Source organism: Kiloniella litopenaei (assembly GCF_000982415.1).
Classification (GTDB): Bacteria; Pseudomonadota; Alphaproteobacteria; order Kiloniellales; family Kiloniellaceae; genus Kiloniella; species Kiloniella litopenaei.
Window position 1 is genome coordinate 47,430 of the sequence record NZ_LANI01000022.1, and the last position, 20,849, is coordinate 68,278.

At 46.6% G+C, this 20,849-nt stretch carries 18 protein-coding genes; 4 read left to right on the forward strand and 14 right to left on the reverse strand.

Going from position 1 to position 20,849, the window contains the following annotated elements:
* Positions 1-11: 11 nt before the first annotated feature.
* The 4 genes from WH95_RS14950 to WH95_RS14965 all read right to left on the reverse strand — a co-directional run bounded on the left by WH95_RS14950 (position 12) and on the right by WH95_RS14965 (position 2,776).
* Positions 12-953, reverse strand: a complete 942-nt coding sequence (locus tag WH95_RS14950) for a cobalamin biosynthesis protein (RefSeq protein WP_046508695.1) — start codon at positions 951-953, stop codon at positions 12-14.
* A 20-nt stretch (positions 954-973) separates the two neighbouring features.
* Positions 974-1,471, reverse strand: coding sequence for a DUF2244 domain-containing protein (locus WH95_RS14955; RefSeq protein ID WP_046508697.1), 498 nt, complete (start codon positions 1,469-1,471; stop codon positions 974-976).
* 118 nt (positions 1,472-1,589) lie between these two features.
* Positions 1,590-2,069 carry a hypothetical protein gene (locus tag WH95_RS20715; RefSeq protein ID WP_052742069.1) on the reverse strand — a complete coding sequence of 160 codons (480 nt, stop codon included), beginning with the start codon at positions 2,067-2,069 and terminating at the stop codon, positions 1,590-1,592.
* A gap of 11 nt (positions 2,070-2,080) precedes the next feature.
* On the reverse strand, positions 2,081-2,776 hold the full coding sequence (locus WH95_RS14965; protein ID WP_046508699.1) for an EI24 domain-containing protein: 696 nt from the start codon (positions 2,774-2,776) through the stop codon (positions 2,081-2,083).
* A 303-nt stretch (positions 2,777-3,079) separates the two neighbouring features.
* On the opposite strand from WH95_RS14965, the gene WH95_RS14970 reads away from it, so the two are divergent.
* Together WH95_RS14970 and WH95_RS14975 are read left to right on the forward strand one after the other, a co-directional pair.
* Positions 3,080-3,697: an SCO family protein gene (locus WH95_RS14970; protein WP_046508702.1), complete on the forward strand. Its 618-nt coding sequence runs from the start codon at positions 3,080-3,082 to the stop codon at positions 3,695-3,697.
* Positions 3,698-3,971: 274 nt separating this feature from the next.
* Complete coding sequence (locus tag WH95_RS14975) at positions 3,972-4,688, forward strand: M48 family metallopeptidase (RefSeq protein ID WP_046508704.1); 717 nt, start codon at positions 3,972-3,974, stop codon at positions 4,686-4,688.
* 7 nt (positions 4,689-4,695) lie between these two features.
* On the opposite strand, the gene WH95_RS14980 is transcribed toward WH95_RS14975, so the two are convergent.
* From WH95_RS14980 to mutM, 10 genes are all read right to left on the reverse strand, one after another.
* The gene (locus tag WH95_RS14980) at positions 4,696-6,204 is read right to left on the reverse strand and encodes an SEL1-like repeat protein (RefSeq protein WP_046508707.1); all 1,509 of its coding nucleotides are present in this window, start codon (positions 6,202-6,204) and stop codon (positions 4,696-4,698) included.
* Positions 6,205-6,335: 131 nt separating this feature from the next.
* Positions 6,336-8,288: a transglycosylase domain-containing protein gene (locus WH95_RS14985; RefSeq protein WP_245622982.1), complete on the reverse strand. Its 1,953-nt coding sequence runs from the start codon at positions 8,286-8,288 to the stop codon at positions 6,336-6,338.
* Between the two features lie 309 nt (positions 8,289-8,597).
* Positions 8,598-11,051 carry a DNA topoisomerase (ATP-hydrolyzing) subunit B gene (gene gyrB / locus WH95_RS14990; RefSeq protein WP_082114181.1) on the reverse strand — a complete coding sequence of 818 codons (2,454 nt, stop codon included), beginning with the start codon at positions 11,049-11,051 and terminating at the stop codon, positions 8,598-8,600.
* Positions 11,052-11,087: 36 nt separating this feature from the next.
* Positions 11,088-12,260, reverse strand: coding sequence for a DNA replication/repair protein RecF (gene recF, locus WH95_RS14995; RefSeq protein WP_342667134.1), 1,173 nt, complete (start codon positions 12,258-12,260; stop codon positions 11,088-11,090).
* Between the two features lie 56 nt (positions 12,261-12,316).
* Complete coding sequence (gene dnaN, locus WH95_RS15000; RefSeq protein ID WP_046508711.1) at positions 12,317-13,435, reverse strand: DNA polymerase III subunit beta; 1,119 nt, start codon at positions 13,433-13,435, stop codon at positions 12,317-12,319.
* 309 nt (positions 13,436-13,744) lie between these two features.
* Positions 13,745-15,175 (reverse strand): chromosomal replication initiator protein DnaA, encoded by a 1,431-nt coding sequence (dnaA, locus tag WH95_RS15005; protein ID WP_046508713.1) that lies wholly within the window; start codon positions 15,173-15,175, stop codon positions 13,745-13,747.
* Between the two features lie 505 nt (positions 15,176-15,680).
* A complete protein-coding gene (gene rpsT / locus WH95_RS15010; protein WP_046508716.1) occupies positions 15,681-15,944 on the reverse strand; it encodes a 30S ribosomal protein S20 in 264 nt (87 codons plus the stop codon).
* Positions 15,945-16,145: 201 nt separating this feature from the next.
* Positions 16,146-16,922, reverse strand: a complete 777-nt coding sequence (locus WH95_RS15015; RefSeq protein ID WP_046508718.1) for an enoyl-CoA hydratase — start codon at positions 16,920-16,922, stop codon at positions 16,146-16,148.
* A gap of 128 nt (positions 16,923-17,050) precedes the next feature.
* A complete protein-coding gene (locus tag WH95_RS15020) occupies positions 17,051-17,377 on the reverse strand; it encodes a hypothetical protein (RefSeq protein WP_157845981.1) in 327 nt (108 codons plus the stop codon).
* 88 nt (positions 17,378-17,465) lie between these two features.
* On the reverse strand, positions 17,466-18,311 hold the full coding sequence (gene mutM, locus WH95_RS15025; RefSeq protein WP_046508720.1) for a bifunctional DNA-formamidopyrimidine glycosylase/DNA-(apurinic or apyrimidinic site) lyase: 846 nt from the start codon (positions 18,309-18,311) through the stop codon (positions 17,466-17,468).
* 123 nt (positions 18,312-18,434) lie between these two features.
* Here mutM and ubiE point away from each other — a divergent pair, with 123 nt between their 5' ends.
* Both ubiE and ubiB read left to right on the forward strand, forming a co-directional pair.
* Positions 18,435-19,223 (forward strand): bifunctional demethylmenaquinone methyltransferase/2-methoxy-6-polyprenyl-1,4-benzoquinol methylase UbiE, encoded by a 789-nt coding sequence (gene ubiE / locus WH95_RS15030; RefSeq protein WP_046508723.1) that lies wholly within the window; start codon positions 18,435-18,437, stop codon positions 19,221-19,223.
* Between the two features lie 21 nt (positions 19,224-19,244).
* Positions 19,245-20,813 carry a 2-polyprenylphenol 6-hydroxylase gene (gene ubiB, locus WH95_RS15035; RefSeq protein ID WP_046508725.1) on the forward strand — a complete coding sequence of 523 codons (1,569 nt, stop codon included), beginning with the start codon at positions 19,245-19,247 and terminating at the stop codon, positions 20,811-20,813.
* Positions 20,814-20,849 lie beyond the last annotated feature (36 nt).

Genomic DNA, 20,849 nt, shown 5'->3' on the forward strand with positions numbered 1-20,849 from the left:
TTTTTTTTAGCCTAAAAAGCAAAGCGTACCAGAATAGCGCTAGCGATAAGTCCGATAGCCATAATTCCCGCGATTAGCACAATCATATTGCCGCGCTCCAGTTCCTGTCGCCAGTTGGTTTCGCTGGGGCGGGACAGATCCAGCTGCAAAGCACCACCAAGCGCAGCATCAGCCATATGCGTACCGCGCCAGCACCTGAGAAAAGCTTGCGAGAAAGATGTCTTGGGAATAAAGAGCGAAGAAAGAATAAACATCATCGCCGCAAGCGCATCGGGAACGACGATGAAAATTCGTTCGAAAACAAAATACATCTGACTGAATTGTTTTTCCTGCGGCGCTTGTAAATAACGCTGTTTATAAAACTGTGCCCCCTGAAAAACCGCCTGTTGTGCTAAAAGCCCGGGGAGGCCCAGCAAGGCGTACCAGAAAGCGGGTGTGATAAAACCTTCGACAAAACCACGCGCCATCCCACCAACACAAGCTGCTGCCAACTGACTTTCGGACAGTTTCTCTAGATCTCTGGGACGGAACAGGGATGAAACCAGTGGATACAGTTCTCCTCGTACAGTGATAAAACTCTTCAATGCCAAAGCTTTACGCACCTTTCTCATCCGAACTTGCTGATCTCTATAATCCAGACAAAAGGCAATCACAAAAACCTCAATCAGCCAGAGAAAAGGCGCATTTAAACTGATCAGAGAAATACCAAAACCAACAATAACAGCCAGAGTAATCAATAAAATCGTGCTCAATCCACCTGTGACAAACGTTATTTTAGACGAAGAAGAGGACTCGTTTAGAAGCCTGTCAAAGCGCACAATTATTCCCGCCAACAAACGCCGCGGTTTGGGCAACCACTTTTCAAGGAAAAACACGCCCCCGTACAAAGCCTCAATGCCCAAAGCAAAGAGTAAAAGAAACAGTGGTTCAGCGGAACCATAGACGCCTGGCACGAAGTATTCCCCTTGGCCTGTTACACCTGATTTTGTTTGAGACGATTGAGCACAGAAACAAGCTTGTCCGCAAGCTCCTTTCGCTCAATTGGCGCAAGAAAACGTCCAAGAGAAATCGAGCGCCCATGTGAAGATAGAATCAGAGAATTTTCATCATCCTGCTCTTTCAATGATATCTGTAGCCAATAGGGCTGAAAGGAAAAGGATCTTTTCTGTCCCCACGGGTTCACTGTTGTAACCAGCATTTCATCCTCGGTCATTTGCACCAATTCATATTGCCCGCCAGATCGGTAACTGAATCGAAAGGCAAAATAAACCAGAGCAACATCAAGCCCCAAAAACCCCAGAACAGGCCACGCACCAGCCAGGAAAAAACCCAAACTGCAAATAAAGATGATACTGAAGATAAAGCCCATCAAAACCTTAAAGCCCTTTTTACTCAGGTTTCTATTGGGGCGTAACACAGCATTGAAAAGAAGATTTTCAGTACTGGAAACTGAACCTTTCACACTTAACATGGGACCTCATTCAGGGCACAACTCAAGCAATCAACACAAAGCTTAGTGGTTTTGCCAAAAATATCCCACTGAAATATCTCGTTAAGCTATTTTGTCTGTCAGAAGTGACGATGACGAGCTATTGCTTTGACAAAAGCAAACGACGCAAACATGCTCGATTATCCATCGGCCTGACCTGATCGTCACGGGCCTCAACATAGGATGTCACAGCATCATAGAGAACAAGATCCAACACGCAGTTCTTTGCATTGTATTGCCAGATCTCCGCAGGGCTCTCTTTTCTAATAAGTGACGGTGTTCCCAGCAGTTCTTTTAACGCTTGCGTATCAATCCCCAAGAGCTGTTTTGGATCATCGTTAATTTCTGCCTCTATCGGCGCAGCATCATAGGTTAACGCGGCCAGCTCTTCCGGCTGTTTTGCATTATCAGCTTCGGTCTTGTCTTTTGATTCTGCAGTTGCTGTTTCCCCACTGTCCGCTTTTTGCGAAACCTGTGGCTCTGAGCCGACAATCACAACCTTTCGCTTGGCCGCGCTACCGCAAGCGCCAAGTGTCATAGCTAAAACAACGAGCACGAGAAGTCTTTTATAATTGGACATCCGTCTTCTTACTACGCAACGTCTCGACGAATGCGCTCAAAACGATGAAGCATAAAAGCCGTCGCCCAGATTGGCATCGCAATATTCAGAATAGGAACCGTCAACAGAAACGCGAGGAAAAAGCCAGCGATAATGACACGTCCGCCAAACTGTTTACGAAGCAGCTTTGCTTCTCTTAACACCATGCGACGTTGTGCAACCATTTCAAAATACTCACGCCCAAGCAGATAACCATTGATCAAGTAGAAAGCAAAAAGGTTTACAAGCGGGATGAAATATAGAGGTAAAGCGATAATATTTACCAGTAACGTCACACCAACAAACTGTATTGATCCTAAAATCGTTTCTCCCACTGGCGGTTGGCGCCCTTCCCCTAGCTCTGGGTAAAACTTAGTCTCAACAGCCTTGGCAATATCTTCCAGGAAAAAAGGGATAATAATCAGCATCACTGAAGGAAAGAGCATAATGCTCAAAAAGGCGACCCCTATCCAAGAAACCGCCTCGGCAACTGTGACCAGCACACTCGTAAACCAACCATCAGATTCAGCCCAGTTCGCAATCAGTCCGTCCAAAAAGCTGACACCATATCCCGCCAAACCCCAGAGAAGTGCAAAAATTACCAGCGAAATAGCGGTAGAGATAAAGAACACTTTTCTGAAAGCCGGATCACCTGTTTGGCCAAATGCTTTTGAAAGATCACTGAACATAAGTCTAAATTCCGTCGCTTAACCCAATGGAAGAAAATCACAAACAAGGCCTCGCCCTAACGAACAAAACCTCATTCCTTGAAATTAGATTAATTCTTTACGGGGGAAACGTGCCTTTTTCAAGGCGAGAAAGTATTTCGTCTGGTCATAACAGCTACTTTCCCCCTGTAGGACAGGTAAACAAGTGGGCGATTATGCCGCAACCTTTCGCTTAATTGTGATCGGTTGAGGTTATTGTCATCCCCGCCTATTCACATTAAACATAAAGGTGATTATCAATCCTGTTTTCGCGAGCCAAATCAGATGCCGAAAAGTTTTATTGCACGTTCAATTTTTATTCTATGTATCGCCTTAATCGTCGCTGCCGCTGCTTTTATCGGAATGAAAGTTTTCGATCAGAAACCAACCTCTAGCCAGTCGAGTTCACTTATCGGTGGGCCTTTTAATTTGGTCGACCACACGGGTAAGAACGTTACTGAAAAAGATTTTCTGGGCAAATACATGCTGATTTACTTTGGCTATACCTATTGCCCTGATGTGTGCCCTACATCTTTGACGCTGTTATCAGGTGCAATGGACATCGTAGAAGAAAAGGATCCGGAACTGGCCAAGCAAATAACACCAGTATTTATTACGGTTGATCCAGAGCGGGATACTGTTTCTGCAATTCATGACTATGTCGAAAATTTTTATCCCACAATGGTTGGTCTGACGGGGACAACAGAGCAGGTTGCTGCCGCAGCAAAAGCCTATCGTGTTTTTTACCAAAAGGCTGAAACCGAGGAATCAAGCGAATATCTGATGGATCATTCATCAATTACCTATTTGATCGGCCCTGATGGCCTTTATGCCAAACACTATGGCCACGGCACTGAATCAGACAAAATGGCAGCGTCTTTGATTGATATCTTATCCAAGTAATTTGGCCCAAATAATCTGGTCCAAGTAATCTGGTTAAATTACGTTTTTTGCCTCTAACGAAGATAATTATCCATTCTTTGATTAGAGGCCAAAAATGAGAATTCAAAACAAAACTTACCTCAAGACAGGCTCGACGACAGAACCCAAGGCGCAATACGAAACTAACCACTAAGGGCAAAGTCGATCATATCAGTTAAGCTTGTCGTCTCTAGTTAACTTTTCTGGTTAAGCTTTCTGGGTTGCGGGTATGCCAACAGACCGATAATCTGCCCAAATGGTCAAGAAAAACACCTATCTAGATATTCAGGGGCAAAAACTCGAGGTCATTGTTCAGCCTCACCCAACCTCTAAAAAACTATCCCTGAGATTGGTTGCGGGAAAAGCTGCCATTAAAGTTGTTTCCCCCCCCAACTATCCCATCGCTGATATACTGGATTTTGTTGAAAGACAACGGAACTGGATTACGGATCGTCTTGATAAACAGTCACCCTCAGTTTCCTATGAAGACGGCTCAAATATACCCATTCTCGGGCGCGAGCATAAAATTGTCAGGATAGAGCCAGGTACCAAAACCTATTCTCAAAAAGGAGCTGTCTGGCTAGAAGCTAATCAGCTTTATATCAAATCACATGCGGAACATTTGCCACGAAGAGTTCGGGATTTTCTAAAGAAACAGGTTCGCTTTGAAATCAATCTCCGTGCGCAGGAGAAAGCCGCAAGAATTAACAAAAAAATTACAGCCATTCGTATCAAAGACACGACAAGCAGATGGGGAAGCTGCTCGACAAAGGGTAATCTGAACTTTTCCTGGCGTTTAATTTTTTCCCCCGAAGAAGTTCTGGATTATGTCGTCGCCCATGAAGTCGCCCATTTAGAACATATGAATCACAGTGCAGAATTCTGGGCATTGGTCGACCAGTTAACAAGTACCCGAAAAGCGTCTCAACAATGGCTTAAGCGCAATGGCAATCAACTTCTTTCATACAGCTAGATGAAATCTATTTTTCAGAATAAACCTCGATCTCATAAATACGGAAATCACCCCCTTGATTTCCAAAAACCAGCCCATCGAAATCACCCTCTAAAGAAGTATCTTTAACTTCAAAAAGAAGTTTGTCATCCAACAAGATATCCATTTCCCCTCGGCTGTTACGGCGTAATTCTACATTATGAATTTCACCACTCAGCTGTTGATCCAAATCGGCCACCGCCAGTACGACCTGCCCATCCCGCGAAGTACGCGTTAGCTTCACCTGACTCTCTTTACCTGTGATATAAGCCAGCGAATACCCATTAATTCTCGAAGATCCTTGGTACACACCAAAATTTGCACGTCCGTTATCCTGTAGCCCATTCAAATTCACTCTTAGAGAAAAACTGTTTGTGATACTTGTGGCACTATAGATCTCGGCATAGCCTTTATATTGTGTATTGTTGGGGGACTGATCTTTACTCTTCAGGAAAATATCCGAAAAAATACCAACAATTTCCTGGGCACCATTTTTACTTTTTTCTTTTGTTTCAGCCTTAGCAACCGGAACTGAGCTATATAGATACTCTCTGTTAACGACATCAAAATCACCTGACTCAACGAACCACTTTGGATTTAAAGAGAAATCCCCGTCACGGAATGAATCAAACAAGACCCGGGTTGACCAGGGACGATCATAGTCCGCCAGTATTGCAGAAATTCTCTGTTTATATTGAGCCCCGGAAAGTTTTGATTTCTGCCCTTCGTCATCAAGGTCTCTTAACTGCTGGACCAAGACTTCGGAACGAGAGTCTGTTACAGTTTCTAACACGGTGTCAGCAAAATTTCGGGTTCTTAAATCTTCTAGAATCTCACGACTTACCAAACCATCTACAACCAGTCCAAAATCAGATTGATAAGATCTGATCGCCCTCAGGGTTCGTTGCCCCGGCAGCCCATCGATTGGTCCGGGATCATACCCTGCATCACGTAACCTGCGCTGTAGCTCTCTCTTTTCATCGCGGGTCAGGTCTATTTGGACATCGGCCGTCGGCGGATTTGGGTTAGACCACGTAATTGAAGATTGTTGCTTCTCGTCACCCTCAAGCTTTTCGGCCTCAGGCTGTTCCGACAAAACGTCTTCATCAGCATTTTTTGATTTCACCGAAACTGGTTGCCAATTGGCGGCTTCCTCTTGTGCCAAAGAAATCTGCTGCGCTGACATGAAAGGCGTCAACTTATCCCGTGCCCTACGAGCTTCCCGATCCCCTTGGGACGCGGCAATATTGAACCACTTGTGGGCCTGAACATAATCCTGTGTTGTTCCATAACCTTTGGAATAAACATACCCCAACATGAATTGAGCATCACGATTACCTGCCATTGCAGCTTTGGAAAAATCGCGAAAGGCAACGGCATAATCCCGGCGATCAAAGGCAGCCATCGCGTCATCAAATGTCGCGGACACCGCAAGAGAACTCGTAGCCAAATTCAATGCGATGATCCCAGCTATAATGATCTGCTGAAGCTTTCCCATATTTACACTTTCCCGAATAGATAGCGATCTTCTGTCCAAGGTAGAGTATAAACACCCGAATTTGACCAAAATATGCGGCAACTTATGATTGTTGCCAAAAATCGCTGGGCACGAAAAAGTATGTAATCAGATTATTTAAATTTTCCGGTACCATTATTAGAAGGCAGGTAATCCAAATCATTTTTATCCCGGGGCTTTCTGTCATTGTTATCAGTTGAACTATCACTCGACTTCAAGCGGCCAAAAAGGCTTTCCAAAAACCCTGACGCCTCTTCAACAACATCTTCCAGCACCGTTGGGGATTGTTTTGGTAGCTCTACAACGGGTTTATTCTGTTCAATTTCACGAACAAGATTCCCCCATACCCTGGCAGGCAGGGTGCCGCCTGTGACTGATTTCATAGGGCTGCCATTATCATTGCCAAACCATACACCTGCGACAGTATAGGGCGTATAGCCCACAAAAAGAGCATCACGTGAATCCTGTGTCGTTCCGGTTTTTCCGGCTGCCGCACGCCCAGTTTGCGCAGCTTTTCCCGTTCCCCAGGCAACGGTTGCGCTCATCATGTCATTTATCATGGCAACATTACGCGTCTTTACAACACGGCCAAGGCCACTTCCTGTGCGTTGATAGAGCTTGTTACCGTTACGGTCCTGAATTTCTTTAATGCCATAGGCAGAAACTGCATTCCCCCCGTTGGAAAAAACAGAATAGGCCGCAGTAAGTTCCAATAAAGTCACTTCGGACGCACCCAAGGCAATGGAAGGGGATGTATCCAGATCAGTTTCAATACCTAATCGGTGCGCAACCTCTGCCACTTGCTTTCGCCCAACCTTTTCCGAGACTTGCACAGCGACCGAGTTCATCGACCTTGCAAAGGCATCTCGCAAAGTAACGTCGCCATAATACTTGCCTTTGTAATTTCCCGGTTTCCATTTTCCGACCTTGATCGGCTTATCGACAAACCGACTATCCGGACGCAATCCGCTTTCGATACCCGCAAGGAAAACAAACGGTTTAAAAGCCGATCCCGGCTGGCGTAGAGCCTGTGTCACACGGTTGAACTGACTTGACCGATAATCCCGCCCGCCAACCATAGCCGTCACGGCCCCATAGTTTGACATGACAACAACGGCAGCTTGCTCAACATTATGCTTCTTACCGTTATCCTTTAGGACCTTGAGAAGATTTTTTTCGGCCAGACGTTGATGTTGGGTATTCAAGGTAGTGTGAACCACGATATCACCACGATATCCACCGATATACTCATCAACCTGACGTAAAACCCAGTCAGTGAAATACTTTCCCTGACCATGACTATCCCGCTTTAGAGATGGACGGTTTTTCTTGGCCTTTGCCGCCTCTTCACTTGTGATAAATCTGGCATCAACCATAGCCTGGAGAACAAGGTTGGTTCTGTTTTCCGCCTTAGACGCACTACTGGTAGGATTATATCGCGAAGGAGCTTTCAAAAGACCTGCAATAAGTGCTGATTCATACAGGCCTACCTGTCGCGCTGACAATCCAAAGTAAATCCGGGATGCAGCATCTACACCATAGGTTCCTGCGCCAAAATAAACCCTGTTCATATACAGAGTAAGGATTTGCTTTTTGGTAAATTTTTGCTCCAACCAAATGGCAAGTAAAGCTTCTTGAACCTTGCGCTTCAAACTCCGTTCCGAGCTTAAAAACAGATTCTTTGCCAACTGTTGTGTAATGGTTGATCCACCGTGCGCCATACGGCCCGCACGGATATTGACCAACATCGCCCGGGCTATACCCAAAATATCAATACCAAAATGATCATAAAAACGGCGATCTTCGATCGCGATTATCGCCTGAGGCAAATAGGGCGACATCTCGTCAACGTCCAGCACATCACCATAGACATCACCATAGCTCGCCAGACGAATTCCATCATCAGACATCAAAGTAACAGAAGGTCGTCTGGATACCTGATCCAATCCACCTACATCTGGTAAATCCCACGCGTAATAAGCAACAAGACCGCCGAGAAGTATGGTGCCCCAGATGGCCAGCACAGAACACCACAACACCATTGTCTTAAACAGCCCACGCTTCACCGTCCGCTTCTTGCCGACCCCTTTTGTCCTTCTCTTGGCCGGGCCAGTCTTACGGGGTTTTGTCGATCGCTTGCTCGCACTTGTAACTCTTTTTTTCGAATCAGCTTTCAGCCCCTTCGATTTTCGAGAGCCAGATCCCTTTTTTGGTGTCTTTTTTGTCGTCGCCATAATGTCACTGATAAACTATTCGTATTTGGCAGGCTAGTGGCAGGTCGGTGTCAAGAAGATGACCTCATAAATAAAAGGCCGATAATAACAAAGGCCGGGACTTTATAAGTACCGGCCTTTTATTACGTCAACATCGTTCTGTTAGACATCGAGATTGGCAACTTCCAGCGCGTTACTCTGAATGAAGTCACGGCGCGGCTCAACCACATCCCCCATAAGTGTCGAGAAGATATCGGATGCCTCATCACTATGACCAACTTTTACCTGAAGCAAGGTTCGTGCGTTTGCATCCAGCGTTGTTTCCCAAAGCTGATCCGGGTTCATTTCCCCCAACCCTTTATAGCGGGAAACATTAATGCCTTTACGGCCCAGATCAAATACAAGATTTGCCAAAGCATTCGGCCCTGTAATCACTGTCTCTTTGTCTTTCACACGGTAGGTAGAACTGGCCGCATAAAATTCTTGCATTTCGTCGGCAAGGCTATTCAAACGGCGTGCTTCACCCGTACGGACAAGCGTCAGATCAATCACCCGACGCTCAGTCAGGCCGCGCAAGGTTCTGGTCAAGGTGATCTCGCCATCCACAGTATTGGTTTCGGCGGCCCATCCGCGTTGCAGTTCAGGCAGGTTTTCATTCATACGCTGTGCAATTTTTTCAGCAACCGCAGGGGCACGATTTTCATCCAGCAGTAATGGCTCGCTCAATGCGCCCAAAATAGTTGCCTGTTCTACCAATTCAACAGAGCCAACCTTGCGGATCAGCGGAATCATCAAGTTACGAGCAGCAACCGCATTGGAAACTACTTCGATCAGATCTTCCCCTGCAACCTGAACACCTTCCTTTGTCTCAAGAATAGCATCTTTGACACCATTGCTAATCAGATAGGATTCCATCATCCGGTCATCTTTAAGATAGCGAATGGAATCACCTCTTTTGGCGCGATAAAGCGGCGGTTGAGCGATATAGAGATATCCACGTTCAATAATTTCAGGCATCTGACGATAGAAAAATGTCAGCAACAGTGTACGGATGTGACTACCATCCACATCCGCATCGGTCATGATGATAATCTTGTGATACCGTAGCTTCTCGATATTAAATTCATCCCGGCCAATGCCGGTTCCCAGCGCGGTGATCAAGGTCCCGATTTCAGATGACGACAGCATCTTGTCAAAACGGGCACGTTCGACGTTCAGGATTTTACCACGCAGAGGCAGAATCGCCTGTGTGGCACGATCACGTCCCTGCTTGGCAGAACCACCCGCAGAATCACCCTCCACGATGAAGAGTTCAGAAAGCGCCGGGTCCCGTTCCTGACAATCGGCCAGTTTTCCAGGCAGCGAAGAAATATCCAAGGCCCCCTTACGACGAGTCAGTTCGCGTGCTTTACGTGCCGCCTCACGGGCTGCGGCAGCCTCAACAACCTTGCCGACAATTCGCTTTGCTTCATTCGGATGCTCTTCAAAGAACTGCCCCAGGCGGTCGTTGACAATATTCTCAACAACGGGGCGTACCTCTGATGAAACCAGTTTGTCTTTTGTTTGGCTAGAGAATTTGGGGTCCGGCACCTTTACAGAAAGAACACAGGTCAGACCTTCACGCGAATCATCGCCTGTCAGGCTTACTTTCTCTTTCTTTAGCAATCCCGAGGACGTCGCATAGGAATTAATCTGACGCGTTAGGGCCGCCCTGAAACCCGCCATATGAGTCCCGCCATCACGTTGTGGAATATTGTTGGTAAAACACAATGTGTTTTCGTGATAGCTGTCTGTCCACTGCATCGCGACTTCGACAGTGATCCCGTCTTTTTCAGATTCCATGTGGACAACATCTTCAAAAAGCGATGTCTTTGTCCGATCAAGGTACTGTACGTAAGCTTTCAAACCACCTTCGTAGAGGAATACAGTTTCCTTTGGTTCGGCATGGCGATCATCACGTAGTGTTATACGCACACCTGAATTCAAGAATGCCAATTCACGCAGGCGATGTTCCAAGGTGCTGAAATCAAATTCAACCATGGTAAAGGTTTCAGGTGACGGCAAGAAGGTTACACGCGATCCCTTGCGACCATTCGCTGGCCCCTTTTCGACAAGACGTCCGTCAGCTTCCCCGTGGGTAAAGGAAATATAGTGTTCAATATCATTACGATAAATATGAAGCTCCAACTTAACAGACAAAGCGTTCACAACTGAAACACCTACGCCGTGAAGACCACCGGAAACCTTATAGGAATTCTGGTCAAATTTACCCCCGGCATGAAGCTGGGTCATAATAACCTCAGCAGCTGAAACACCTTCTTCGGGGTGAATATCAACGGGAATGCCACGGCCGTTATCGTGAACGGTCACAGAACCATCGCCGTTCAGAATAACGCCAACCGTGTCACAATGCCCGGCAAGTGCCTCATCAATCGCGTTATCAACAACCTCGTAAACCATATGGTGAAGACCTGAGCCATCATCAGTATCACCGATATACATACCGGGACGTTTCCGAACCGCTTCGAGGCCACGTAGAACCTTGATAGAGTCAGCGCCATAATCGCCGTTCTGGCCGCCATTTTCCTGGTCTAGCATATCGCCGTTTTCGGTCATTTTCACCACTTTCTTCCAAGTTTGACGTGCACGAGACTATTCCCCCGTGTGGGCCAGGAACACGGCCCCGTCCTTAATCGTTAAATATTGCGCATTTTCACCCATGTCTGAAAAGACATTAGCATCAGTGCCAGTCATCCAGGCCTGACAACGCAAGTGTAGTATTTCATCAAAAAGGCTCTTGCGTCGTTTTTCATCCAGATGCGCAACAACCTCGTCCAGCAACATTAAGGGCGCTGCCCCCCGTTCCAGCATCACCAATCGCGCATGAGCCAGAACAATAGATAACAAAAGCGCCTTTTGCTCGCCCGTTGAACACAAAGCAGCCGGCATATCCTTTTCCTGATGATGAACCAGCAGATCGCTTCGATGGGGTCCCCATGAAGCGCCACCAGTAATAGCATCTTTCGATCTGCTTTCACCCAAACAGGATCTCAAATCTTCCTCGACAAGCAAAGCTGGCTTTTCATCCAACCAACCTTCAACCGTCCCCTCCAAAGCCAAGCCGGCGATTGGAAAATCACCAACAGTTTGCGCACAGGCATCAATCAGCTTTTCGGTCATTTCACGCCGTGCGACAGCAATCGCAACACCATGCCTTGCCATGCGGTCTTCTAGTGTGGACAGCCAGGCTTCATCCGTGTTTCCAGCTTTGAGAAGACGAGAACGCTCTCTCAAAGCATGATCATAAGCACTTGTGTTCCCTGCATGCGCAGGATCAAAACCAAGAACCAATCGATCCAGAAACTTTCGACGCCCTGCGGCACCATCCCTGAGCAACCCGTCCATTTGCGGGGTTAACCAAATCGTCGAAAAAACCTCGGCCAAGGCTTGCTGGCTTTTGCAGGTTTCACCATCAACACGAACGATCCGACGCTCTCGAGAGGTACCGTTCATGTTTAACGGGTCACGCCCGGTTCCGACATCGCGCGGCCCGTCTTCGGTCATCACTTCAGCGGCAACCGCCCAGGCTTCCGGCTTTTCAGGTGCCGATCTTCGTGCAATTTCTGGCAGCGACGCACTTCGCAACCCACGCCCGGGGTTCATTAGCGAAATAGCCTCTAGCAAATTGGTTTTACCGACACCATTCGCCCCGGTAAGAATCACAGGACGCGCATCAACTGTGACTTCCGCACGCTCGTAATTACGAAATTGGGTTAGAACAACCCGACGCAGCCAAAGATTCTCTGACAAGGTTTCGTCAGTCACAAATGATGTTCCATTCTGGGCAGCAGCCTGCATACGACTGTTTTATCCAGATCCGGCTAAACACGCATCGGCATCAACACATAAAGTGCAGATGTATCAGCAGAATCCCGAACAATCGTTGGGGAAGCAGCATCAGCCATTAAAAATTCGGCAGAATCACCTTCGATTTGTTGGGCAATATCCAAAAGATATCTGGAATTAAAACCAATATCGAGGGATGTGCCTTCGTAGTTCACTTCCAAAACTTCAACCGCACTACCATTTTCGGCTGATGTAGCAGAAAGCGTCAAAGCAGATCCATCCAACGTGATTTTAACCGCGCGGCTTTTTTCAGTAGAAATGGTGGAAACACGATCAACAGCGGCAGAAAAGGTTTTACAATCCAGAACCAAGCTCTTGTCATTACCACTTGGGATAACACGCTGGTAATCAGGGAATGTACCATCAATCAACTTGGAACTCAGAACAGTTGAATCAAAACGGAACATGATTTTTGTTTCGGACAGAGAAACCTCAATCGGATCATTTGTTTCATCAATAAGCTTGCGAAGCTCATTCACCGTTTTACGCGGAACAATGACGCCGGGAAGGTTTTCCGCACCTTGTGGCAATGGCATTTCAAACCGGGCAAGACGGTGGCCATCAGTAGCAACAGCACGCAAGACAGGAATACCTTCGGCCTCTGTCGCATGAACGTATATGCCGTTCAGATAATATCTGGTTTCTTCTGTTGAAATCGCAAAGCGGGTTCTATCAATCAGGTTCTTAAGCTCACCAGCCTGAATACCAAAAACCTGAGGCAAATCAGCAACGCCGGCAGCGGGAAAATCTTCGCGCGGCAATGTCTGAAGTGTGAAGGTAGAACGACCAGCCTTTAGAGTCATCTGGGCTGTTTCAGCATTCGCGGTAAGTTCGACTTCGGAGCCGTCAGGAAGCTTTCTGACGATATCATAGAATGTATGTGCAGGAGCCGTCGTCACACCCGCATCAACAATTGTAGCCTCAACCTGATCAACAATAGTCAGATCCATGTCCGTTGCCGTTAGGGATAGCTTTCCGTCTTTTGCTTCCATCAGAACGTTGGAGAGAATTGGAATAGTATTCCTGCGTTCAACGACACTTTGAACATGTGCCAGGGATTTCAACAATGCAGAGCGTTCGATTGTCAACTTCATGATGCTATGACTCAGTCCGTATCTTTCATCAGTACCAGTTCAAACCCCTCCTGGGTAACACCACAGAACAAGGTCACGATTTAGCATCCCATCATTGACAGTCCTAGGACTTTCTAGGTGGGACTCGGGCGGAAAGTATAGCGGGTTAGTTCACAGAAGGAAAACAATTATAACATCTTATCGACTTATGAGGTGAATTTCCAAAATCCTGGAATCATATCAAGGAATCACATCAAAGAGATATATAGAAATTGAGGATGAATATACATCGCTCACAACACAGTCAGGCACAAAAAAATCAGAAACCCGTCAATTTTCCAACATCCGGCTAAGAAGCTCGATATCCTCTGCAAACTCCAGATCCGTGGCCTTCAATTCCTCAACCTTTTTCACCGCATGCATAACAGTTGTATGATCACGCCCCCCAAACTTGCGTCCAATTTCAGGTAACGATCGTGATGTCAGCTGCTTTGAAAGGTACATGGCAATCTGGCGTGGTCGGGCAACAGCCCTGGCACGGCGTGCAGAGTGCATATCAGAAACACGTACATTAAAATGTTCCGCAACTTTCTTTTGAATTTCCTCAATTGTCACCCGACGATCATTCGCCCGCAGAAGATCATGGAGAACTTCCTGTGTGGTTTCCAAGGTGACCGAACGCCCAACTAACGTTGCATGGGCAACAATACGGTTTAAAGCACCTTCCAGCTCACGGATGTTGGACGTTATCTTGTGGGCAAGGAATTCAATAACCTTTTGCGGGATTTCAACATCCAATTGCTCTGCTTTGGATTCCAAAATCCCCAACCTCAGTTCGTACGTCGTTGGGTGAATATCAGCAACAAGCCCCCACCCCAGACGAGATTTCATCCGTTCCTCGACACCCTCCAGATCAGAAGGACTTTTATCCGCCGAGATAATAACCTGTCGATTTTGATCAACCAGCGCATTGAAGGTATGAAAAAACTCTTCCTGTGTGGCCTCTCGGCCGCCGATGAACTGAACATCATCAATCATCAAGACATCAACTGAGCGGAACTGTTCTTTGAAAGACATCGTATCTTTTGTCCGCAAAGCACGCACAAATTGATACATGAACTTTTCAGCAGAAAGATAAATAACCTTTTTCTCAGGATGCGCCTTGCGAATTTGATGTGCGATAGCATGCATCAAATGCGTCTTACCAAGACCGACACCACCGTAAAGGAAAAGAGGATTAAAAGGCACGGCCTCAGCATCAGCGACCCGCTGAGCCGCGGCATAGGCAAGCTCGTTCGGCTTTCCGACGACAAAATTTTCAAAGGTAAATCGAGGGTCCAAAGATCCTGTGATTTGCTGAACATCACTTTCTTGCACAGCCTCGACAGGCAAATCAGTCGCCACAGGCAGCACAGGCACATCTCTTTCCTGTGCACGCAAAACTTCAGGCTCGTCCTTAACGTCAACTAGTGCAGGCTTAGGAACGGGACGAGACGGAGACAAAACAACAATCTCAACGTCTATGGGAGTTCCGATTTCTTCAAGCCAAAGAGCCTGAATACGATCCTGGTAATTGCTTGCAACCCAATCACGCATAAACCGCGTCGGCACAGCCATACGAATAAAGGATTCATCACCAGACAACAATGACAGAGGTTTTAACCAGCTACGATACGCAGCCTCACCAACCTCAGTGCGCAGCTTACCCAGCACACGATCCCATTGCTCCTGAAAAGATAAAACCACCTCACTCTGAGCCATATGCCTCCCCGCCCACACATACTAACAAATAAAAATCACACATTACCCGCCGCCATTAAGTCCAAATATGTCCAAAGCAACAAATGAACTCAAAAATCCCATGTAAAGACAAAATAAAACCAATCCCAAAATCAATAAAATTTTAGGTTTTACTTACACTCTAAATATCAAGGACGGAATAATCTCAACTCGCAGAAATATTATGCTGAGTAAACCATATTTTAATTATGAATTTCCCTTCCCGAGAGGATGTAATGTACTCGGCAATGGCATCTCATGCAACACGATCAGATCAAGAACATGACATTTTTTCGACAAAAATTCAGCCCTTGGGTATTGCCAAAAAGATGACCCACTAAATCTAGTATGAAAAAGTTTCCAAGCAATAAAATTACAATTCTGATTCCAGCAAATTCTGGAGAATCCATGCGACTCCGCATAAAAAAAGTCGCACTCAAAAGAGCACGACTTTTTACCAACCCATCCTATAAATGGGTAGGATAACTTAACCCAGAGCTTTGATGCGTCCGTTCAAACGGGACAGCTTACGAGCTACTGTGTTTTTGCGCAGGATGCCGGCACGAACGCCACGATGCATTTCAGGCTGAGCAGCTTTGAAAGCTTCCTGAGCAGCAGCTTTATCGCCTTCGCCAATCGCAGCTTCAACACTCTTAACAAAAGTGCGAATGCGGCCGAGACGTGATGCGTTCAGTTCATAACGACGTGCGTTACGACGGATCCGGGTTTTCGCAGAAAGATGATTAGCCATCGATAGGCGCCTATTCTTCAGTAATAATGAATCTCGAAAGTTGCGGCGTTATAACGGTGCCTTGTGTGTTCGTCAAGCGTGATGAGTCAGTTTTATGAACATACAAGAAAGTCCTAAACCGCTTTTACATCTTTGTTTACCTGTTGGCCGCCCAATTTTAAACGCCCCAACCAACAGGCAAACATAGCAAAGCCAGCTTTATCAGCGGTGTTTCCACTCAGGTTTACGCTTTTCAACAAAAGCTGTCATTCCTTCGCGTCTGTCTTCCAAAGCAAAGGTTGAATGGAAAACACGACGTTCAAAACGGAGTCCCTCAGAAAGGCTAACTTCATAAGCTCTATCCACGGATTCTTTGGCAATCATGGTTACAGGCAAAGAGAATCCTGCAATCTTTTTCGCAGCCGCCAGCGCTTCTTCCATTAAATCAGCAGCGGGAACAACACGGCTGACCAATCCGCTGCGCTCTGCTTCCTCTGCATCCATCATCCGGCCCGTCAGGCACATATCCATTGCCTTTGCCTTGCCAATCAAATGTGTCAGACGCTGCGTCCCACCAGCACCAGGGATGGTGCCAATGGTAATTTCAGGCTGTCCAAACTTTGCCGTATCCGCAGCAATGATAAAATCGCACATCATGGCAACTTCACAGCCGCCCCCGAGTGCGTAGCCAGCAACAGCTGCAATTACCGGCTTTCTCGTTTTGGCCAGAACTTCCCAGTCATCGGTGATAAAATCTTCCCGATAGGCCGTTTGAAAATCCTTACCCACCATTTCCTTAATATCAGCGCCAGCAGCAAAAGCTTTTTCAGATCCGGTAACGACCATACAGCCGATCGAATCATCCGCTTCAAATTCTGAAACAGCCTTACCCAATTCATCAATCAGGCCAACACACAAAGCATTCAGAGCTTCCGGGCGATCAAGTTTGATAAGACCAACACGGTCATGTTTTTCCACAGCGATATATTCATATGTCATTTTAGATCAGCTCCTGGTTTCAGACTTGCCCGACCTTCTATCAGTAAAGGGCAATATCGTATGTTCTGGATCGTATGTTCTGGATCATCAATTCTAGATCGTTTTTTCGGGCAAAGAGTGCCGTATGTTTATTGCGAGGGCGCGAGAATAATTCGCAGAATCGATCTGCTGTTTTCCACACCTTCAAGGATCTCAATCTTCAAAACCTCACCTTCGCGGACAAACAGGCCTTCGCCGATGACTTCCCACCCTAATTGCGGCAATGCTCGTCCATAGAACTCTCTCACATCTTCTTGTGACAAATGGCCCGAGGCAAAAGCCTCAACAATACGGCCTTCGGGTTTATCAAAAACAACCCCCAGCTCTTCCATTTCTTCCATTCCCGGAACAATTGGTACGCCACCGCTACCAGCGAAAAACCCACCTTCTGAAGCCAGAACAGGGGTTAATATCATTAGGGCAGCACCCACCAAGAGTGTGCTTAGGGTTTTGACTAAAGTCGGAAATATTCGTTTCATTAAATCAATCATCACTATCGCATCCCTAGCACTGACAAGCAGGACAATAAAAAGTAGAGCGCCCGTTTTGCTGGATACGTTCTATCAGAAATTGTGCAGTATCTTTACCATCGCATTTTCGACAAGACTCACCTTCGCGCCCATAAACGGACCAGGAATGCTGAAAATATCCCAACTCACCCGAGGCTTGAACATAATCGCGCAAGCTGGACCCCCCAGCCTCAATCGCTTTATTCAAGACATCACGAATGGTTACCACCAAAAGATCGGCCTCTGCCATTGTCAGGCTTTGCGCCTGTCTTTCCGGCGAAATTCCAGCTAAATGCAGTGCTTCACAGGCATAGATGTTTCCTATTCCCGCTACAACACGCTGATCCAAAATCGTGGCTTTGATATTGGTTTTCTTGTTTTTGATTCGCGTATAGAAATCTGGTCCGTTAAATGTATTCCCCAAGGGTTCCGGCCCTAAATCCTTAAAGGCTTTATGGCTTTCCAGATCATTAACATGGACAAGATCCATCATGCCAAAACGCCGGGGATCACAATATCTGATTTCATCACCGCCATCTGTTTCAAAGATAATATGATCATGAGCCCCAAGTGGTGGTCGTTTTTCATCTTGCAGAATTGTCACGCGGCCAGACATCCCGAGATGAAAAAACAAAACCATGTCATCATCAAGATGCGCAAGTACATACTTTGCCCGACGCTTTAACTGCTCAACCTTACGGCCCGTTAATCTCATTGCCATATTCTCTGGCAAGGGAAAGCGGAGATCTTTGCGCCTTTGTGTGACTTTTTTAAGAATACTCCCTTCAAGACTGGGGCGTAGGCCACGCATAACAGTCTCAACCTCGGGCAGTTCTGGCATATCCTTGTTTTCCTTTGCGTTCGACAAGCAGCAGTACTATATCATTCAAGCAGAAACACTAAAGTGCTTTACACAAGCCACAGCAATATAACTGCTCCAGAGCTTCGCAGTTGGAACTTTCTAATGGCAAATACAACAAACAAACAAACTTCGGCAGGCGTTACGACTGACACAACCCATTTCGGGTTCGAAGAAGTATCCGTTAACGACAAGAAGAATCGAGTCCGCGGTGTATTCGAGAGTGTCGCAAGTAAATACGACATTATGAACGACCTCATGAGCGGGGGCATTCACAGGCTGTGGAAAGCGTCTTTAATCGATTGGGTCAACCCTCAGCCCGGTGAAGCCCATCTGGATGTTGCTGGTGGAACAGGTGATATTGCGATGCGCATCATTGATCGCGTAGGACGGGACAAGGCCGGCCCCGTGACGGTTTGCGATCTGACACCAGACATGATGCTTGTCGGCAGAGATCGCACCATTGACCAAGGTATTCTGAAAGGACTGAGCTGGACCTGTGGCAATGCAGAGAATCTCCCCTTTCCTAGTCGGAGCATGGATTCCTATACCATTGCCTTTGGCCTCAGAAACGTGACTCATATTGACCGCGCATTGGCCGAGGCGAAACGCGTTCTAAAGCCCGGCGGGCGATTCTTCTGCCTTGAATTCAGCCAGGTTGTTCTGCCAATTCTAGACCAGATTTATGACCAGTATTCTTTTAAGATCCTGCCAAACATGGGGCAACTGGTCACAAATGATCGCGAATCATATCAATATCTAGCGGAATCCATACGCCGTTTCCCACCCCAGGATGACTTGATTTCCATGATGAACTCCGCTGGTTTCGAGCATTGCAGCTACAGAAATCACACTGGGGGAGTTGCCGCGATACATTGCGGATGGCGTATCTAATATTTCAATGAAGCACATTTGATGTTCAAAAACATAGCTACTCTTTTACGTCTATTCCAAATTGCCCGCGTCTTTGCACGCCATGATGCCTTGGCTGTTCTAGAAGAAAGACGCCTTGTACCCGGTAAACTTGCTGCCGTTGCTGTGTGGATTGCCCGTAAAGCATCAAAAAAGAATACTGAACTTCGGCCAGGACAAAAGCTAGCCGCTGCGTTAACAGAACTTGGCCCCAGCCACATCAAACTTGGCCAGTTTCTATCAACTCGCGCAGATATACTTGGCGAGCAGTTTACCGAAGATCTGGCTCACCTACAGGATCAGCTCCCTGCTTTTGATGGCAAGCGTGCGGTTGCTATTATCGAAAAAGAGCTTCAGGGAAAGATTGATGATTTTTTCCTTTCTTTCAACGAAACTCCGGTTTCCGCAGCATCCATTGCCCAAGTACATTTTGCAGAGACACTAGATGGCACCCCCGTCGCCGTTAAGGTTTTACGGCCTGGTGTCGAAGAAGATTTCAAAAAAGACCTTTCTCTTTTTTATAGCCTTGCCGGATTGTTGGAAAAAGCGCGGCCAAGCCTAAAACGTTTCAAAATCACAGAAGTCGTCGAGACATTTCACGAGACTGTACGCCTTGAAATGGACCTGCGCATGGAGGCTGCAGCAGCTTGCGAGCTCAGCGATAACTTTACGGGCGATTATACCTATGACACGCCAGAAGTAGATTGGGACAGAACAGCCCGTCGCGTTCTGACAATGAGCAGAATTGAAGGGATTCCTCTTGACGATCGTCAGGCTCTACTTGATGCGGGACACGATCTGGAAGAGGTTCTGACAACGGCGGCCGCCATATTCTTTAATCAGGTATTCCGTGATGGTTTCTTTCACGGTGACCAACATCCCGGAAATATGTTCGTTGGTGACGACGGCCGAATCGTAGCCGTTGATTTCGGCATCATGGGCAGAATAGATAAATCAACACGCCATTTTCTTGCCGACATGCTTATTGCCCTGTTGAAACAAGACTATTTAGCACTGGCAAAAGCACATGTTGCTGCCGGTATGATTCCGCCAGATCAAAAGATAGAAACCTTTGCCCAGGCCCTTCGATCGGTTTGCCAGCCAATTATGGGAAAAGACCTCAGTGATTTTTCCTTTGCTAAATTGCTCGGTCAAATGCTTCATCTGGCAGAATCCTTTGATATGACAATCCAACCTCACCTGTTACTCCTGCAAAAAAATATGGTAATGGCCGAAGGAGTTAGCCGAGGACTGGAAGAGAATCTGAACTTGTGGGCAATTTCTCAACCCCTCGTCGAAGAATGGATCATTGAAAACCGCGGTCCGGAAGCAATAATCAAAGACGGTGTCACAAATCTGTCCGACAGCCTTAAAGCCCTCCCGAAATTGATTCATAATCTAGAGGCTGCTTCGGATGCATTCTCTCAGCAGGGCCTTAGGCTTCACAACAAAACTATTCAAGACTTTCACAATGAAAGTAGTGGTACTGCCAAATGGGCTTTCATCATTGCAATAGCCAGTTTCACATTTTCCATTGGATTTGCTGTAAATTTTATATTTTTCAATAGTTAACAATTATTAACATCTCCTGTTGACAAGTGAGCGATT

Bases quoted from the DNA above. Each gene is read 5' to 3' on its own strand.
- WH95_RS14955 (WP_046508697.1), bottom strand. From the start codon at position 1,471: ATGTTAAGTGTGAAAGGTTCAGTTTCCAGTACTGAAAATCTTCTTTTC.
- WH95_RS20715 (WP_052742069.1), bottom strand. From the start codon at position 2,069: ATGTCCAATTATAAAAGACTTCTCGTGCTCGTTGTTTTAGCTATGACA.
- WH95_RS14965 (WP_046508699.1), bottom strand. From the start codon at position 2,776: ATGTTCAGTGATCTTTCAAAAGCATTTGGCCAAACAGGTGATCCGGCT.
- WH95_RS14970 (WP_046508702.1), top strand. From the start codon at position 3,080: ATGCCGAAAAGTTTTATTGCACGTTCAATTTTTATTCTATGTATCGCC.
- WH95_RS14975 (WP_046508704.1), top strand. From the start codon at position 3,972: ATGGTCAAGAAAAACACCTATCTAGATATTCAGGGGCAAAAACTCGAG.
- WH95_RS14980 (WP_046508707.1), bottom strand. From the start codon at position 6,204: ATGGGAAAGCTTCAGCAGATCATTATAGCTGGGATCATCGCATTGAAT.
- gyrB (WP_082114181.1), bottom strand. From the start codon at position 11,051: ATGACCGAAAACGGCGATATGCTAGACCAGGAAAATGGCGGCCAGAAC.
- dnaN (WP_046508711.1), bottom strand. From the start codon at position 13,435: ATGAAGTTGACAATCGAACGCTCTGCATTGTTGAAATCCCTGGCACAT.
- dnaA (WP_046508713.1), bottom strand. From the start codon at position 15,175: ATGGCTCAGAGTGAGGTGGTTTTATCTTTTCAGGAGCAATGGGATCGT.
- rpsT (WP_046508716.1), bottom strand. From the start codon at position 15,944: ATGGCTAATCATCTTTCTGCGAAAACCCGGATCCGTCGTAACGCACGT.
- WH95_RS15015 (WP_046508718.1), bottom strand. From the start codon at position 16,922: ATGACATATGAATATATCGCTGTGGAAAAACATGACCGTGTTGGTCTT.
- WH95_RS15020 (WP_157845981.1), bottom strand. From the start codon at position 17,377: ATGATATTAACCCCTGTTCTGGCTTCAGAAGGTGGGTTTTTCGCTGGT.
- mutM (WP_046508720.1), bottom strand. From the start codon at position 18,311: ATGCCAGAACTGCCCGAGGTTGAGACTGTTATGCGTGGCCTACGCCCC.
- ubiE (WP_046508723.1), top strand. From the start codon at position 18,435: ATGGCAAATACAACAAACAAACAAACTTCGGCAGGCGTTACGACTGAC.
- ubiB (WP_046508725.1), top strand. From the start codon at position 19,245: ATGTTCAAAAACATAGCTACTCTTTTACGTCTATTCCAAATTGCCCGC.